At 42.7% G+C, this 17,846-nt stretch carries 11 protein-coding genes, 7 tRNA genes and 1 rRNA gene; 9 read left to right on the forward strand and 10 right to left on the reverse strand.

What is annotated here, in order from left to right; translation table 11 throughout:
* Window positions 1-129: 129 nt before the first annotated feature.
* The 5 genes from C9J46_RS20700 to C9J46_RS20720 all read right to left on the reverse strand — a co-directional run bounded on the left by C9J46_RS20700 (window position 130) and on the right by C9J46_RS20720 (window position 685).
* Window positions 130-206 (reverse strand) — tRNA-Pro (locus C9J46_RS20700).
* 53 nt (window positions 207-259) lie between these two features.
* Window positions 260-335 (reverse strand) — tRNA-His (locus tag C9J46_RS20705).
* Window positions 336-344: 9 nt separating this feature from the next.
* Window positions 345-421: transfer RNA gene (locus tag C9J46_RS20710), tRNA-Pro, on the reverse strand.
* A gap of 76 nt (window positions 422-497) precedes the next feature.
* Window positions 498-573: transfer RNA gene (locus tag C9J46_RS20715), tRNA-His, on the reverse strand.
* Window positions 574-608: 35 nt separating this feature from the next.
* Window positions 609-685 (reverse strand) — tRNA-Arg (locus tag C9J46_RS20720).
* Window positions 686-963: 278 nt separating this feature from the next.
* On the opposite strand from C9J46_RS20720, the gene C9J46_RS20725 reads away from it, so the two are divergent.
* Window positions 964-1,371: a cytochrome c5 family protein gene (locus tag C9J46_RS20725; RefSeq protein ID WP_107208555.1), complete on the forward strand. Its 408-nt coding sequence runs from the start codon at window positions 964-966 to the stop codon at window positions 1,369-1,371.
* Window positions 1,372-1,463: 92 nt separating this feature from the next.
* On the opposite strand, the gene rep is transcribed toward C9J46_RS20725, so the two are convergent.
* A complete protein-coding gene (rep, locus tag C9J46_RS20730; protein WP_107208554.1) occupies window positions 1,464-3,479 on the reverse strand; it encodes a DNA helicase Rep in 2,016 nt (671 codons plus the stop codon).
* 310 nt (window positions 3,480-3,789) lie between these two features.
* On the opposite strand from rep, the gene C9J46_RS20735 reads away from it, so the two are divergent.
* From C9J46_RS20735 to C9J46_RS20760, 6 genes are all read left to right on the forward strand, one after another.
* Window positions 3,790-4,938, forward strand: a complete 1,149-nt coding sequence (locus C9J46_RS20735; protein ID WP_107208553.1) for an efflux RND transporter periplasmic adaptor subunit — start codon at window positions 3,790-3,792, stop codon at window positions 4,936-4,938.
* 9 nt (window positions 4,939-4,947) lie between these two features.
* Window positions 4,948-8,079 carry an efflux RND transporter permease subunit gene (locus C9J46_RS20740; RefSeq protein ID WP_107261860.1) on the forward strand — a complete coding sequence of 1,044 codons (3,132 nt, stop codon included), beginning with the start codon at window positions 4,948-4,950 and terminating at the stop codon, window positions 8,077-8,079.
* Between the two features lie 205 nt (window positions 8,080-8,284).
* Window positions 8,285-8,896 (forward strand): TetR/AcrR family transcriptional regulator, encoded by a 612-nt coding sequence (locus tag C9J46_RS20745; protein WP_107208551.1) that lies wholly within the window; start codon window positions 8,285-8,287, stop codon window positions 8,894-8,896.
* Window positions 8,897-8,923: 27 nt separating this feature from the next.
* A complete protein-coding gene (locus tag C9J46_RS20750; protein WP_107208550.1) occupies window positions 8,924-10,027 on the forward strand; it encodes an efflux RND transporter periplasmic adaptor subunit in 1,104 nt (367 codons plus the stop codon).
* A gap of 16 nt (window positions 10,028-10,043) precedes the next feature.
* A complete protein-coding gene (locus tag C9J46_RS20755; protein WP_107291456.1) occupies window positions 10,044-13,121 on the forward strand; it encodes a multidrug efflux RND transporter permease subunit in 3,078 nt (1,025 codons plus the stop codon).
* A 108-nt stretch (window positions 13,122-13,229) separates the two neighbouring features.
* Window positions 13,230-13,499, forward strand: coding sequence for an accessory factor UbiK family protein (locus tag C9J46_RS20760; protein ID WP_107208548.1), 270 nt, complete (start codon window positions 13,230-13,232; stop codon window positions 13,497-13,499).
* A 67-nt stretch (window positions 13,500-13,566) separates the two neighbouring features.
* Here the strand turns inward: C9J46_RS20760 and ilvC are convergent, their stop codons facing one another.
* Window positions 13,567-15,051, reverse strand: coding sequence for a ketol-acid reductoisomerase (ilvC, locus tag C9J46_RS20765; protein WP_005372215.1), 1,485 nt, complete (start codon window positions 15,049-15,051; stop codon window positions 13,567-13,569).
* Between the two features lie 80 nt (window positions 15,052-15,131).
* Here ilvC and ilvY point away from each other — a divergent pair, with 80 nt between their 5' ends.
* Together ilvY and C9J46_RS20775 are read left to right on the forward strand one after the other, a co-directional pair.
* Complete coding sequence (gene ilvY, locus C9J46_RS20770) at window positions 15,132-16,082, forward strand: HTH-type transcriptional activator IlvY (RefSeq protein ID WP_107291457.1); 951 nt, start codon at window positions 15,132-15,134, stop codon at window positions 16,080-16,082.
* A gap of 37 nt (window positions 16,083-16,119) precedes the next feature.
* Entirely contained in the window at window positions 16,120-17,325 is a 1,206-nt protein-coding gene (locus C9J46_RS20775; protein ID WP_107291458.1) for an NAD(P)-binding domain-containing protein, read from the forward strand.
* A gap of 106 nt (window positions 17,326-17,431) precedes the next feature.
* On the opposite strand, the gene C9J46_RS20780 is transcribed toward C9J46_RS20775, so the two are convergent.
* The 3 genes from C9J46_RS20780 to rrf form a co-directional block, all read right to left on the reverse strand.
* A tRNA-Trp gene (locus C9J46_RS20780) sits at window positions 17,432-17,508 on the reverse strand.
* A 37-nt stretch (window positions 17,509-17,545) separates the two neighbouring features.
* Window positions 17,546-17,622 (reverse strand) — tRNA-Asp (locus tag C9J46_RS20785).
* A 100-nt stretch (window positions 17,623-17,722) separates the two neighbouring features.
* Window positions 17,723-17,838 (reverse strand): 5S ribosomal RNA (gene rrf, locus C9J46_RS20790).
* Window positions 17,839-17,846: the final 8 nt, after the last annotated feature.

Genomic DNA, 17,846 nt, shown 5'->3' on the forward strand with positions numbered 1-17,846 from the left:
GTCGGTGAAGAGCAAGGTTCTAATATCAGGGAACCCCGACCCTTGGCGCTCTAATCAATAACACTGAGCGACTTTTTCTTTTCTATAGGCGAAAAAAAACCGCATCTTTCGATACGGTTTTCTTAATGGTGGTCGGTGAAGAGGGATTCGAACCCCCGACCCTCTGGTCCCAAACCAGATGCGCTACCAAACTGCGCTATTCACCGACAATGTTTTAGGCTTTTAATGCCAAGGCTTCTTAATAAGATAACCTAAATAATGGGGTGGCTAACGAGACTTGAACTCGCGACAACCGGAATCACAATCCGGGACTCTACCAACTGAGCTATAGCCACCATTATAAGTGGTCGGTGAAGAGGGATTCGAACCCCCGACCCTCTGGTCCCAAACCAGATGCGCTACCAAACTGCGCTATTCACCGACTTAATTCTGTGTGCTTGAATAAACAAGCGGGCTTTAAAAAAGCCAGAAAGCTGACGTATCAACTCTCTATAATATGGGGTGGCTAACGAGGCTTGAACTCGCGACAACCGGAATCACAATCCGGGACTCTACCAACTGAGCTATAGCCACCAATGTATTACCTTCCGCCAATACGACCATTTAAATGGTGCGCCCGAAAGGATTCGAACCTTCGGCCTTTGGCTCCGGAGGCCAACGCTCTATCCAGCTGAGCTACGGGCGCCTTGCCCTATCGACGGGGGTGAATATTACGGATCAGAACGCCTCTCGGCAAGTGTTTTTTTTTATTTTTCTTTCGCTCGCTGATTTTATGCTCAAATAACTATTGATTCGTATCATACAAATACAGCGCACAAGTTTGATCCTACAGCACAACCCGATATACTAACAAATATGCAACAATATAATCATTTAAAAACATTAACCGTTCAATTTCAACATTAGCTGCGCGTAAAGATAACAACAACTAAAAATACAATTGGGAAGTATAAGGTGAACGCCATGGATTTTTCTTTTCGACAATTTTTATTCGCTGCTGTAGTCGCATTCACCATTGCAGCTCCCACAGTTGCTGACGACATGACAGATGAAGCTATTGCTGAACGCATTAAACCTGTAGGTTCATTACATCTTGAAGGTGAAGCCCCTATTGTAGAAGTCGCAGTAGCTCCACGTAATGGTGATGCCGTTTATAATACTTTTTGTGCTTCTTGTCATACTTCTGGTGTTATGGGTGCACCAAAAAAAGACGATGCGGGTGATTGGTCTGCTCGTATTGCCCAAGGTAAAGATGTGTTAGCCGATCATGCTATTAATGGCTTTAATGCTATGCCTGCAAAAGGGGCCTGTATGGATTGTAGTGATGAAGAAATTGTTGCCGCAATTAATTACATGATTGCTGGCTTATAATTTTTCTCAACCATAGATTTCTCAATCATAAATAAAGAGGGTGAGCATTATTAATGCTCACCCTCTTTTTATATGGCCGCTATTTTGTAGGGTTACTTTTTAAACATCGCGCGAATATTAGCAATATGCGCTTGCCCTTTGTTCATCCGCTCTTCAGCAGAAACAGGTTTGCGTTCACTTTCCCACTCCAAATCATCTTGTGGTAGTTCGTACAAGAATCGACTTGGCTCAGGTTTGATTAGCTCACCATACTGACGACGCTCTTTACATAAAGTAAAGGTTAGTTCGCGCTGTGCTCGCGTGATCCCAACATATGCAAGGCGACGTTCTTCATCAACGTTTTCTTCATCAATGCTGGTTTGGTGCGGCAAGATCCCCTCTTCTGTCCCCACTAAGAACACATAAGGAAACTCCAGCCCTTTAGAGGCGTGCAACGTCATAAGTTGTACTTGATCAGCATCGTCATCATCATCCCCTCGTTCCATCATGTCGCGTAGGGTTAAACGTTGCACCACTTCTTTTAAGGTTTTCTCTTCATTATCATAGTTATCACCTTCTAAATCAGCGGTGATCCAACTATATAAATCAGAGACGTTTTTCATTCGCATCTCAGCAGCTTTTGGGCTTGGTGAGGTTTCGTATAGCCAATCTTCGTAATGAATATCACGCACTAATTGACGCACAGCCGCCACCGTATCACCGCGTTCAGCATTATCTGCTAATTGATTAACCCAATGGGTAAAGCGTTGCAGTGATTCTAAACCTCGACCTGATAGGTGTTGCTCTAACCCCATCTCAAAACTCGCGGCAAACAAGCTTTTGCCACGCATGTTAGCGTATGTCCCAAGCTTCTCGAGTGTCACTGGGCCGATTTCTCGACGTGGTGTATTGACGATACGTAAAAATGCGTTGTCATCATCGAGGTTAGTCAGTAGGCGTAAGTACGCCATGATGTCTTTGATTTCAGAACGTGAGAAAAATGATGTGCCACCTGAAATTTTATAAGGAATACGGTTTTGCATCAGCGACTTTTCAAACAAGCGTGACTGATGGTTACCTCGATACAAGATCGCATAATCTTTATAAGCGGTGTTATTCATAAAGCGATGAGCAATGAGTTCACCAATCACTTTTTCTGCTTCATGCTCTTCATTTTTCGCTGTGATCACTTTAAGCATCGCGCCATCAGGGATCTCAGAGAAAAGGGCTTTTTCAAATAAGTGGGGGTTATTAGCGATCAAAATATTCGCTGTTCGCAAAATACGGCTGGTCGAACGGTAATTTTGCTCGAGTTTGATCACTTTTAAACTAGGGAAATCTTTATTCAGCAAGCCTAGATTTTCTGGCTGCGCTCCACGCCATGAGTAAATAGACTGATCGTCATCACCAACCACAGTAAAGCGCGCACGCTCACCTACCAATAGTTTTACAAATAAGTATTGGCTAGTATTGGTATCTTGATACTCATCCACCAGCAAGTAACGAATACGGTTCTGCCAATGTTTACGCACTTCGGCGTTATCTCGCAGCAACAAAACAGGCAGTAAAATCAAATCATCAAAATCTAATGCGTTATAGGCTTTCATTTGACGCTGGTACATTTCATAGCAATGTGCAAACAATTGATCGCGCTCACTACGGGCGTGTGCTGCCGCATCGGCTGGCGATAACATGTCATTTTTCCAATTAGAAATAGAGGACATTAATTGCTTTAATAAATCTTTATCGCCTTCAAGCTCATCTTCGGTGAGCTCTTTGAGAAGCGCCATTTGGTCTTGATCATCAAACAGTGAAAAACTGGCTTTTAAACCTAAATGCTTATATTCACGACGAATGATATTCAAACCTAAAGTATGAAAGGTAGAAACCATCAACCCTTTCGATTCTTGACGTCCCAATGTTTGCCCTACACGCTCTTTCATTTCACGTGCCGCTTTATTAGTAAAAGTCAACGCGGCAATATTGCGTGCTTTGTAATCACACTGCTGTACTAAATAAGCAATTTTATTAGTGATCACACGGGTTTTACCAGAGCCTGCACCAGCAAGTACTAAGCATGGCCCAGAAACGTATTTTACTGCTTCTGTTTGCCTTGGGTTCAGTTTCATTCGTTATCCTGACGCTCGTTTAAAAAGGTGCATATACATTCACTTTAAACTTGAGTTTTATTCATATAGCAAATACTAAAACTCAGACCAATCACAAAAAATCATACGTAATGATTAACAATCCCCTAAAGGTATAAATAGTAATTTCTACGTGACTCCATGGTAGAAACTCTATTTTATGCCAAAAATAACCGTTCTGTGTTTAAACGGTTATCATAGGTTACAAAATGGTAAATAGTGGTTACTCTATTGTAAATCCATATATTTGGATATTTACGCTCGGTTATATTGCTTAAAATTAGGAGATTTCATGCGGAAAATCGCAAAAATGGCCATGGTTGTCAGTATGGCACTATGGGTAACAGCTTGTGATCAGAATGCGGCAGAAAATACTGCGCAACAAGCAGCAAAAAGTATCCCCGTCGGTACTATTGCCATTACATCTCACCCACAAGAAATCCGCGTGGAATTACCCGGTCGAAGCAAAGCTTATTTAGAAGCAGAAGTTCGTCCTCAAGTTTCTGGCATTATCACAAACCGTGGTTTTACCGAAGGTAGTGATGTAAAGAAAGGCCAATCACTCTATAACATTGACTCTGCAACTTATAATGCCGCTTACTTAAGTGCTAAAGCAGAACTTGCCAAGGCACAAGCAACGTTAGAATCAGCAAAAGCATTAGCTATTCGTAGTAAAAAGCTAGTAGAACGCGGTGCTTTCAGCAAACAAACTAACGATGATAACCAAGCTGCCTATAAAGTTGCTATCGCAGGACTTGAAGTAGCAAAAGCAAACGTCAATACAGCCAAAATCAATTTGGATTATACCAAAGTTAAAGCCCCAATTTCAGGTCGTATTGGTCAATCTTCTGTAACTCCTGGCGCATTAGTTAATGCAGGGCAAGCTCAAGTACTTGCAACTATTCAGCAGTTAGATCCCATTAATGTCGATATTGCTCAATCTAGTGCGCAATTACTCCGTTTAAAAGCGGCATTAAAGCAAGGTGAACTCCAAGCTAGCCAGAATGCTGATGTTGAACTTATCCTAGAAGATGGTTCGGTTTATCCTCATCACGGCGTATTACAGTTTTCTGAAGTCAACGTTGATCCTAATACAGGCTCTGTCACATTACGCGCTGAATTCCCAAATCCAGACGGTATCTTACTTCCGGGTATGTATGTTCGCGCAGTGCTAAACACAGGTACCGATCCTAAAGCTATCATGGTTCCACAAAAAGCCGTTACCCGTAATAGTAAAGGCGAAGCAACGGTCATGGTTGTTAATGCCGAAAACAAAGTGGAATCTCGCCTTGTAACTACAGCACAAGTGATTGATAACCAATGGCGTATCACCAAAGGCTTAAAAGATGGTGACCAAGTCATTGTTGATGGCTTACAAAAAGTTCGCCCAGGTGCTTTGGTTCAACCGACCATAGCCGATAACACACAACCACAAAAGTAGAGATAAGATATGGCTCGTTTCTTTATCGATCGCCCTATTTTTGCTTGGGTGATCGCAATTATCGTGATGCTTGCGGGGGTACTGTCAATTCTCAAATTGCCAGTGTCGCAGTATCCGAGTATTGCACCACCTACGGTGGTGATCAGCGCTAGCTACCCTGGCGCAAACGCAAAAACTATGGAAGATACCGTTACTCAGGTTATCGAACAACGTATGACAGGTATCGATAACCTGCGCTATTTATCCTCCACCAGTGATAGCTTTGGTAATACTCAAATTACCCTCACCTTTAATGCTGAAGCGGATCCTGATATCGCTCAGGTACAGGTGCAGAACAAACTGCAATCAGCCCTTCCTCTGTTACCAATGGAAGTGCAACAACAAGGTGTGAAGGTAAACAAAGCAAGCTCATCATTCTTGATGGTTGTTGGTTTCTATTCTGAAGATGGCTCAATGGATAAAAACGATATTTCGGACTATATCAGTTCGAATGTTGCCGATCCTATGAGTCGTGTTCCGGGTGTGGGTGAAATCACCACTTTCGGTGCACAATATGCGATGCGTATCTGGCTAGATCCTTTAAAACTGACCAAATATAACCTTACCAGTATTGATGTTATTTCGGCAATTAAAGAGCAGAATGCACAGATCTCGGCAGGTCAACTTGGTGCATCTCCTTCTCTGCCAGGCCAAGAGCTTAACGCGACAGTTTCCGCACAAAGCCGCTTACAAACACCAGAAGAATTTAAAAACATTATTGTTAAATCTGACTCTTCTGGCGCAACAGTCCACCTTAGTGATGTTGCACGAGTTGAATTAGGGGCTGAAAGTTATTCTGTTCAAGTACTTTACAACGGAAAACCTGCTAGTGGTTTAGGTATAAAACTCGCTACAGGGGCTAATGCACTTGCGACAGCAGAAGCGGTAAAAGCGAAAGTTGAAGAGCTAAAACCTTTCTTTCCTGAAGGTTTAACCGCGGTTTACCCGTACGATACTACGCCATTCGTTGAAAAATCGATTGAAGGGGTTGTTCATACACTGTTTGAGGCGGTGGCACTGGTGTTTATCATCATGTACCTGTTCTTACAGAACTTCCGTGCAACCTTGATCCCAACTATTGCGGTTCCCGTTGTACTATTAGGTACCTTTGCGGTGCTGTCTCTGGCGGGATACTCCATCAATACTTTAACCATGTTCGCGATGGTGCTTGCCATCGGCTTGCTGGTTGATGATGCTATCGTGGTGGTAGAAAACGTTGAACGTGTGATGCATGAAGAAGGCTTAAATGCCGTTGAAGCAACACGTAAGTCGATGGATCAGATCACGGGCGCACTGGTCGGTATTGCCTTAACCCTCTCTGCTGTATTTGTTCCTATGGCATTTATGTCAGGCTCAACAGGGGTTATTTACCGTCAGTTCTCAATAACCATTGTTACCGCCATGGCACTCTCAGTCTTGGTGGCCGTGATTTTGACCCCTGCCTTGTGTGCAACCATGCTAAAACCGGTAGAGCACGGAGAGAAGAAAGGCTTCTTTGGTTGGTTTAACCGCACCTTTGATAACTTAACCAAGCGCTATGAATCAAGTGTTGCGGCGATGATCAAGCGCTCTATTCGCGTGATGTTTATCTTCCTTGGCCTAACCGTTGCTGTCGGTTGGATCTTCATGCGTATGCCAACCTCGTTCTTACCTGATGAAGATCAGGGTATCTTGTTTAGTCAGGCTATTTTGCCAGTTAACTCGACCCAAGAACAAACCCAAGAGGTGATGGATAAAGTCTCTGATTACTACCTAACTCAAGAAAAAGATAGCGTCGCTAGTGTGTTTAGTGTGTCAGGCTTTAGTTTTGCCGGTAGTGGTCAAAACATGGGTATGGCCTTTGTTGGATTAAAAGATTGGTCAGATCGTCAGTTACCAGGAATGGATGTAAAATCTATCGTTAATCGTTCAATGGCTTACTTCCATCAAATCAAAAATGCATTGGTATTTTCATTTGCACCACCAGCGGTGATTGAATTGGGTACTGCCAGTGGTTTTGACTTCTATCTCCAAGATAGAAGCGGCCAAGGACACGATAAACTGATCGCGGCGCGTAACCAGCTATTAGCTCTAGCGGCACAAAATCCAAACCTTATTGGGGTTCGTCCTAACGGACAAGAAGATGCACCGATGTACCAAATCAATATTGATCAAGCCAAAATTCGTGCTCTCGGCATTGATATTCAATCGGTGAATCAAGTATTGGGTACCGCTTGGGGTAGTTCGTATGTGAATGACTTCATCGACCGCGGACGTGTGAAAAAAGTGTTCGTACAAGGTGATGCACAATATCGTATGAAACCAACGGATTTAGATACCTGGTATGTCCGTAACAACAAAGGTGAAATGGTGCCATTCTCCGCATTTGCGACGGGTGAATGGAAATACGCATCACCTCGACTTGAGCGTTTCAATGCGACACCTGCGGTCAACATTCAGGGCAGCGTAGTTGCAGGTTACAGTACAGGTCAGGCAATGCTTGATATTGAAGAGATGGTGAAACAATTACCACCAGGCTTCGGTGTTGAGTGGAATGGCTTATCCTATGAAGAGCGTCTATCAGGTAACCAAGCACCTATGCTGTATGCGTTATCTATCTTAGTTGTATTCTTAGTACTTGCAGCCTTGTATGAAAGCTGGTCTGTTCCTTTTGCCGTGGTATTAGTCGTGCCACTTGGGATCATCGGTGCACTACTGGCCATGAACGCTCGTGGTATGCCAAATGACGTGTTCTTCCAAGTAGGTCTATTAACCACAGTTGGCTTGGCAACTAAGAACGCCATCTTGATTGTCGAATTTGCTAAGGAGTACTACGAAAAAGGCGCTGGACTGGTTGAAGCAACACTCCACGCTGTTCGTGTACGTCTGCGCCCGATTATCATGACATCACTGGCATTTGGTCTCGGTGTTGTGCCATTGGCAATCAGTACTGGTGTAGGCTCTGGCGGTAAGAATGCGATTGGTACTGCAGTACTTGGTGGTATGTTAAGTTCGACATTCCTTGGGATTTTCTTTATTCCAATATTCTTTGTGGTGGTTGAGCGTATTTTCAGCCGCGGCAAAAAGAAAAATACCGACAATAAAGAGCAAGTAGCCGAGTAATACTTCCTCCGAAAAATAAATTAGCGCATGCCTTTGGGTGTGCGTTTTTTTACCTCTAACTTCCTCTAATAGCAACACCTATAACATCTAACAAATAAGTTCAAAGCCACCATTCGCCTAGCATATAACTTAAACTGAATAATCAATGAATATTGTGCAAAAGCCATATTAAAAACTTGCGTATCAAGGGTGACTATCTACAATAATGAACGAGCGTTCATTCATTGCACCCCCAAATATGATTACCACTATGAATGAGAAAAAAGTACGTATATTGGCAGCGACAGAAAAGCTACTTGCTGAATTTGGTTTTCACGGCCTTTCAATGCAAATGGTGGCTAAAGAAGCCAATGTTGCAGCAGGAACTATTTATCGTTACTTCAACGATAAAGACGACTTACTCAACCAATTACATGATCATATTTTAAGTTATATCGCCGCTCAAATTAGTAATAATGTTGTCGATACCATGCCAATTAAGCAGCGTTATCGCACCATGTGGCTTAATTTATGGCATATGACACTAAATGGTGATGCCCCATTGATCATTCGGGGTCAGTTCCAAAATCTGCCTTGTCGCAGTAGACAAGAGCAGAAGCACTTAAGCCAAAAATTATTTTCTTCCGTAGCAACTATGTTTAATGAAGGAAAAACCTGCGGCTTATTTAAAAATATTGATAACGAGGTTCTGAGTGTTTTGAGCCTTGAGACGAGTTGTAACCTAGCTCGACGTCAAATCAATGGTGGTTTACAGATCAACGATGACGAACTTGAAGCAGTAATCAATGCTTCGTGGGACGCCATCATTCTGCATTAATAGCGTAAAACCGGAGCAAACTTTACAATGAAAAAATGGATAGTCGTGTTACTTCTTGTCCTCCTGTTATTCGGGAGCGTCATTGGTTTCAACTTGTTCAAACAGAAAAAAATCGCGGAGTACATGGCAAATATGCCAGAGCCCAATTATCCAGTTACGGCGATGACAACAAAAGGAGAGAACTGGTATCCAGCCATTCAAGCGATTGGTTTTATTGAACCAGTACAAGGTGTAACATTAACTTCTGAAGCCTCAGGTGTGATCAGCAAAATTGCATTTGAATCAGGTCAGCATGTTAAAGCCGGTCAAGAGTTAGTATCAATTAACTCTAATGTAGAAGTCTCTAGCCTAGAAAGTACTAAAGCGAAATTACCGGCAGTAGAGGCTACCTACAAGCGCTACCAAGATCTATATCGTAAAGGCTCGGTATCTAAATCAAACCTTGATGAAGCAAAAGCTAATTACCTTGCACTTGTCTCACAGATCAAATCGTTAGAAGAATCAATCCAACGCCGTGATATCGTGGCACCCTTTACTGGTGAAGTTGGCTTACGTAATGTTTACTTAGGTCAGTACATTCAACCGGGTACGCAAATTGTTCGCCTTGAAGATACCCGTACCATGCGTTTTCGCTTTACGGTTCCTCAAACAGATATTTCTAAGATCAAAATTGGTCAAGAAGTAGATATCAATGTCGATGCTTACCAAGATATTAACTTCAAGGGTCAAATCACAGCGATTGAGCCGGCAGTAAATGCCCAGACAGGTCTAATCCAAGTTCAAGCAGATATTCCAAACAGTGGCGGTAAATTACGTAGCGGTATGTTTGCTCGTGCACGCGTGATCTTACCAACCATTCCCGATCAAATTATCGTCCCACAAACTGCGATTACTTACACCTTATACGGTGACACGGTATACGTATTAAAAGAACAAGACGGTAAATTACGTGCAATTCAAACAGTGATAACCACAGGTCAAAATCATGGTAATCAAGTGCGAATCCTTTCTGGTATTAAAGCTGGCGAGCAAATTGTTACTACAGGTCAAATCCGTTTAAGTAATAAGACGCTAGTACATATCGTTGAAAATGATGCACTCAAAGCTCCAGCCGTAACCCCACTGTTGTAATTGGAGAACACTCAGTATGCGCTTTACTGATATATTTATCAGACGCCCAGTCCTCGCAATTTCGATCAGTTTAATGATCGCATTGCTCGGATTTCAGGCGATTTTCAAAATGCAGGTTCGACAGTATCCAGAAATGACCAACACCGTAGTAACCGTAAGCACAGCTTACTACGGTGCAAGTGCCGATCTGATGCAGGGCTTTATTACTCAGCCCTTAGAACAAGCCATTGCCCAAGCCGATAATATTGACTACATCACCGCCCAAAGTACCTTGGGGATGTCGACAATTACGGTACAAATGAAACTGAATACCAACCCCAATGCAGCCTTGGCTGACATTTTGGCGAAGGTAAACTCAGTACGTTCACAACTACCTACAGAAACCCAAGATCCAACGATCACCTTATCAACAGGTGGTGATACCGGTGTGCTTTACTTAGGTTTCACCAGTAAGAGCTTAAACTCGAGTCAAATCACTGACTACATTGAGCGAGTGGTTAAACCACAGTTATTTACCGTTAACGGTGTGTCTAAAGTCGATATGTACGGTGGTGTTCCTTACGCCTTACGTGTTTGGTTAGATCCACAAAAGATGGCGGCATTTAACCTATCAGCTGCCGATGTTATTCAAGTACTCAAAGCCAATAACTACCAATCTGCTGTTGGTCAGGTTAATAACGACTTTGTACTTTATAACGGCAGCGCTAACACGCAATCAAATAGTCCTGAAACACTAGAAAAGTTAGTTGTTACTAGTAAAGATGGTCAAGTCACTCGCTTAGGTGACATTGCTAAAGTAACGTTATCAAGAAGCAGTGACAGCTACCGTGCGACAGCAAATGGTCAAGAAGCCGTAGTCGCCGCTATCCAAGCAGCGCCGAGTGCAAACCCAATTGATATTGCATCCGATGTGCTAAAACTACTGCCAACCATTGAACGTAATATGCCAAGCACCATCAAAATGACGGTGATGTACGATTCAACGATTGCGATTAACGACTCGATTCATGAGGTCATTAAAACCATCCTTGAAGCAGCCGTGATTGTATTAGTGGTGATAGCCCTATTTATCGGTTCACTACGCTCGGTACTGATCCCAATCATCACGATCCCGCTATCACTTGTTGGTGTCGCCCTCGTGATGCAAATGTTTGGTTTTTCTTGGAACCTCATGACACTACTGGCCATGGTACTCGCCATCGGACTGGTGGTGGATGACGCCATCGTTGTTCTTGAAAACGTTGAGCGTCACATGAAAATGGGACAAAGCCCTTTCCGTGCTGCCATTATTGGTACCCGTGAAATTGCCGTTCCGGTTATTTCGATGACTATCGCCCTAGGCGCGGTATACGCACCTATCGCATTAATGGGTGGCTTAACAGGCTCGCTGTTTAAAGAGTTTGCATTAACACTCGCGGGCGCCGTATTTATTTCAGGGATCATCGCACTAACATTATCGCCGGTAATGTGTGCCCACTTCCTGAAAGAAAACGCAGCGCCAAATAAATTTGAACAAACAGTGCATCGCTTCCTTGATCGCCTCACCCTACGCTATGAAAAAATGCTAGGTGGCATCATGAAGATGCGTTCAGTCGTGATTGTATTTGCAATTTGTGCATTTGCGAGCTTACCGTTCTTATTCAAGTTCATTCCAAGTGAACTGGCACCAGCTGAAGATAATGGTGTGGTGGTATTCCAAGGTAATGCGCCATCAAACGCAAACTTGGATTACATTGAAGACACCATGAACCAAGTTAACAAGGTGCTAACCGATCAAAAGAGCGTAGAGTATGCACAGGTATTCTCCGGTATCCCTGCATCTAACCAAGCCTTTGGTCTAGCGACCTTGAAACCTTGGAGTGAGCGCGACCAAAGCCAAGCCGAAGTGGCAAATGAGGTTGCTAAGAAAATCAAAGACATTCCTCAAATGTCAGTGGCTGCGTTCCAAATGCCAAGCTTGCCAGGTGCTGGCGGTGGTTTCCCTGTGCAGTTCGTGATCACCACGCCGAATAACTTTAAAAGTTTGTTCCAAGTGGCATCTGATATGCTGACTAAGGTGAAAGACAACCCGATGTTCGTCTACTCAGATCTTAACTTGAAGTACGACTCGGCAGATATGAAAATCAATATCAACAAAGACAAAGCAGGCGCTTATGGTGTGACGATGCAATCAATCGGTAACACATTAAGTACCATGTTAGCCGGCGGTGATATTAACCGTGTTGATATCTTAGGTCGTTCATACAAGGTGATCCCACAGGTTGAGCGTAAGAATCGTTTCAATCCAAATGATTTAAACAACTATTATGTGAAAACCAATACTGGTGATCTGATCCCACTAGGTAGCTTAGTAACCATCACGGTGAAATCAACCCCACCAACGTTACCAAGCTTTAACCAGCAAAACGCAGCAACCATCAGTGGCGTATTAGCCCCTGGCACATCCATTGGTGAAGCGGTAAGTTGGTTAAATACAGAAGCAGCGAAAGTTCTCCCTAAAGGTTATAGCTACAACTACCTTGGTGAGAGCCGTCAGTACGTAACAGAAGGTAATGCACTATACGCAACCTTCGGTTTAGCATTGGCTGTTATCTTCCTAGTACTTGCGATTCAATTTGAATCACTTCGCGATCCGCTGGTTATTCTTGTGTCAGTTCCACTTGCTATTTGTGGTGCGTTAATCGCACTGGCATGGGGAGCGACGACCTTGAATATCTACTCACAAATCGGTTTGATAACCTTGATAGGTTTGATAACCAAACACGGCATCTTGATCTGTGAAGTAGCAAAAGAAGAACAGTTATACCATGGTAAGAATCGCTTAGAAGCGGTCATGGAAGCCGCGAAGATACGTCTTCGTCCAATCCTAATGACAACATGTGCGATGATTGCAGGCTTGGTTCCACTACTTTACGCATCAGGCGCAGGTGCAGCCTCTCGCTTTAGTATTGGTATCGTTATCGTGGCCGGTCTTTCTATCGGTACATTGTTTACCTTGTTTGTTCTGCCAGTTATCTATACATTCCTCGCAAGCGAACACAAACCGCTACCTGTATTCGTTGAAGATGACGATGCAACAGATAGCCATTTCTAAGTAATAAATAAATGAAAAAGGGCGCTGGAACTTCCGCGCCCTTTTATTTTAGCTAGTACGACGATTACAATAGAAGAATAACGATTCTCGCAACGGAGTAAGCGAATCATGTTTGATCCAAAGAAGCTTGAGCAAGTAGCTAAGCAAATTCAAGACGCAATGCCACAGCCAGTAAAAGAGCTCGGCAATGACGTTGAGCAAAAAGTACGACAAGTGATCCAAGCGCAATTGGGTAAACTAGATGTCGTGAACCGTGAAGAATTTGATGTGCAAACTCAGGTTCTCCTTCGTACTCGACAGAAGCTTAATGAACTTGAGCAAAAAATGGCAGAGCTTGAAGCAAAACTTGATGCTGAAGCGAAAAGCGATAACGCTTAATTTGAAAATTCCGACATTAAAAAGCCCGGTATAAACCGGGCTTTTTTCTATTTAATCAACGCTAAAATTAACCGCCAACAGCAATTTGCTTCATGTCTTTCATGTAACCACGTAGCTCTTTACCAATCACTTCTACTGGGTGATTACGCAGCGCTTCATTCACTTCAATTAACTTCTGGTTATCAGCAAAGTTAGATGTCTCACCTAGTCCTTTACCAATCACATCCGTCGCTACTTTTGGCATGAACTGCTCACGAAGTAGAGGTGTTGCCACGTTTGCAAATAGGTAGTTACCGTATTCTGCGGTATCAGAGATCACTACGTTCATTTCATATAAACGCTTACGTGCAATAGTATTCGCGATAAGTGGTAGTTCGTGTAGCGACTCGTAGTATGCTGACTCATCAATGATGCCTGATGCCGTCATTGCTTCAAATGCCAGCTCAACACCTGCACGTACCATAGCAACCATCAAGATGCCGTTATCAAAGTACTCTTGCTCACTAATTTGAATATCAGAAGATGGGTAGTTTTCAAATTGCGTTTCAGCGGTCTCACCACGCCAGCCAAGAAGATCAGCATCATCGTTCGCCCAGTCAGCCATCATAGTGCTAGAGAAGTGACCAGAGATAATGTCATCCATGTGCTTGTTATAAAGTGGACGCATCAGATCTTTTAGCTCTTCCGATAGGTCAAACGCTTTTACTTTAGCTGGGTTTGATAGACGATCCATCATATGAGATACACCACCAAACTTCAGTGCTTCAGTGATAGTTTCCCAACCGTACTGCAGAAGTTTACCTGCGTATTCTGGTGCGATGCCATCAGCAATCATCTTCTCGTAACAAACAATAGAGCCTGCTTGTAGCATGCCACACAGGATCGTCTGCTCACCCATTAGATCAGATTTTACTTCAGCGACAAATGATGACTCAAGTACGCCCGCACGGTGACCACCTGTTGCTGCCGCCCATGCTTTAGCAATCTCAAGACCATCACCTTGTGGGTCATTTTCTGGGTGAACGGCAATCAGTGTTGGCACACCGAAACCACGCTTATATTCTTCACGAACTTCTGTACCTGGACACTTAGGTGCAACCATAACAACGGTTAAGTCTTTACGAATTTGCATGCCCTCTTCAACGATGTTGAAACCGTGTGAGTAACCAAGAGATGCACCTTGCTTCATTAATGGCATAACCGTTTCAACCACATTCGTGTGCTGCTTATCAGGTGTTAGGTTTACCACTAAATCAGCTTGTGGGATCAGTTGCTCGTAGCTACCTACTTCAAACCCATTTTCTTTTGCATTCTTAAATGATTGACGTTGCTCATCAATCGCCGCTTGGCGTAGCGCATAAGAGACATCTAGACCTGAGTCTCGCATGTTTAGGCCTTGGTTTAGACCTTGCGCACCACAACCAACAATCACCACTTTCTTACCTTTAAGGTAATCAGCTTCTGTTGCGAATTCCGCACGATCCATAAAACGACAACGACCTAGTTGATCTAACTGCTGACGTAGGTTCAGGGTATTAAAATAATTAGCCATAACAACAAACTCCGTGAAAAAATAAATCCTTTAGTCGACATATTATTGTCGAATAACCTGATAGTAGATCAGGTAATTTGTTGCGCAAAGTGCTATATTCACAACAACTAATTGCAAATTGTGCAACATGGATGATGAATATTAAAAATCTGCAACTATTTATTCACCTTTGTGAGTCCCATAACTTTAGCCAAACAGCACAAGCCATGCATATCAGCCCTTCGGCATTAAGTCGCGTTATTCAGCGTCTCGAAGAGGAGTTAAGCCAAACCTTATTTATGCGTGATAATCGTAGTGTTGAATTAACGCTAGCTGGAAAGAAATTGCTTCCCGTCGCATCTTTAATTGTGAGTAATTGGTTCGAATTAAAAAGTGAATTACAGGAAGATCATTCTCAGCTACAAGGGAAATTAACCCTCTTCTGTTCGGTGACGGCAAGCTATAGCCACCTTCCTAATATCTTAAATAAGTTTCGCGTCATTTATCCCCATATCGAAATTCAACTTCAAACAGGGGATCCTGCCCTCGCAATAGAGAAAGTCCTATCCGGTGATGTCGACATCGCTATTGCTGCTAAACCAGACATCCTACCGTCTAAATTAACTTACATCGAAGTTGATCAAATCCAGATGTCGTTGATTGGGCCATTAATCTCATCACCTACATTACAAAAAAGCTTAACTTATGATCCAGATTGGAAATCTTTATCTTTTATACTGCCAGAATCTGGACCTGCGCGAACCCGTGCTGATAAATGGTTCAAGAAAAAGAAAATAACACCCTCTATTTATGCCCAAATATCAGGCCATGAAGCCATTGTTAGTATGGTTGCGCTTGGCTGTGGTGTAGGCATAGCGCCCGATGTTGTTATTAACAACAGTCCTGTTAGTGATAAAGTACAACGGTTTAACACAGAATCAATAGAGCCGATGAGTTTAGGTTTATGTTGTAAACAATCCCGTGAGCAAGAGCCTCTATTGCATGCTTTACTACAGCTTTTTAATGATAGCTATGTAGATAACTTACTTTAGCTCGTTTTATTAGTGCATTTTTCAAGGAACAACAGTAGTGCCTAGTCCAATATTAACGCATTCATATTGTGCTGATTTTTATGCTGATCATGGTTATCAATTTCTAAAAAAACTCTCACAAGAATATGTTCTCCCTAATAATCTTGTGATTTTTTCTGTCATGCATTGCTATGAAGGCTCTTTACCCTATATTAACGTTCTTGCCGAGCTCGCAGACAAACTTATATTCATTCCCAAAGATGCCACTGTAGGCGCAAACCCAGAACTTCTCGCAACGATAAAGAAAATCCCACGTTGTCATGTTGTTTCGACTCACAATAATAAAGCTCATTTAAAAAATATTGAGTATTGTGAGATGTTTATCCGCCAACATATTACTCCTGACACTCCTTTCCTTATTCTTGATCACGGTGGATATTTCTCGTCCTCTATTACACATATTTGCGACACCTTCAAAGAACAATGCATTGGTATTACTGAGTTAACCGCGAATGGCTTACAAAAATATCTTAATAAATCAATTTCAAAGCCTCTTGTTACGGTTTCCCATCTGAGTATCAAAGCGCCAGCAGATTTTGAAGCTTCTGAATGTATTGTTCACTATTCCGATCAAATATTACGAGAAGAATTTGGCCTTAAAATCAATAATTCAGGCTTTCTAAAAGCAGGCGTGATCGGTGCAGGAAATTTAGGGCGTGGTGTGATAAAGCACCTTAAAGCTAAAGGTATTACCAATATTCATGTTACTGATATCGACCCAAGAAGGTTAACTCAGTTTCCTCGTGATGGTATTCAAGCTTGCTCAATCAAATATTTAGTCGAACATTGTAATATGCTGTTTTGTTGCACAGGCAATCAATCAATTACACCTGAGATGATTGATGCACTTTCACAACCAATGTTTATCAGCACAGTTACCTCTGCTGATGATGAACTTCATTTGCCTGATTTATTACAACAAGGTGTACTCACCGAAGTGAAAACCAATAATTTAACCAAAGAATATAAAACACGTCATGGGTACAGCGTGTATCTCTTTGCGGGGGGGGAATCAGCAAATACGCCTTTTAAAACAGGGATGGGCGATCCAACTCTGTATTTATTTGAAGCGGCTCATATGCTTGCAGGATTACAGCTCATTAAAGATGCCACGCAATTTAAACCAGGTATCCAATCATTATGTGAAGATGACGAAATAATGATAGCTGAACGTTGGCTACGTCACTTTTATCACTATCAATGATCATCATATTAAGCCTCACTTTATCGTGGGGCTTTCTTTATGTGGGAATTTACAATCATACAGACGTAAAAAAGCCCCGTCATTTCTGACGAGGCTTTCTTGAATATGGCAGGGGTGGAGAGATTCGAACTCCCAACACGCGGATTTGGAATCCGCTGCTCTGCCAATTGGAGCTACACCCCTGTAGTTATTTTAAAGACTTAACTGTGTCTAAATAAAGTGGCGGAGCGGACGGGACTCGAACCCGCGACCCCCGGCGTGACAGGCCGGTATTCTAACCAACTGAACTACCGCTCCACACGGAGATAAAACTTTCGTTTTATCCGATATCCGTAGTTCAAAACGAATATCTTAACTTTTTGTCTTCACTTTTTGTAAAAGTGAAAACGAATTAGAAGCCTGGCGATGTCCTACTCTCACATGGGGAGACCCCACACTACCATCGGCGCTATTACGTTTCACTACTGAGTTCGGCATGGGATCAGGTGGGTCCATAACGCTATGGTCGCCAAGCAAATTCG

The organism is Photobacterium sp. GB-36 (assembly GCF_003026135.1).
GTDB lineage: Bacteria > Pseudomonadota > Gammaproteobacteria > Enterobacterales > Vibrionaceae > Photobacterium.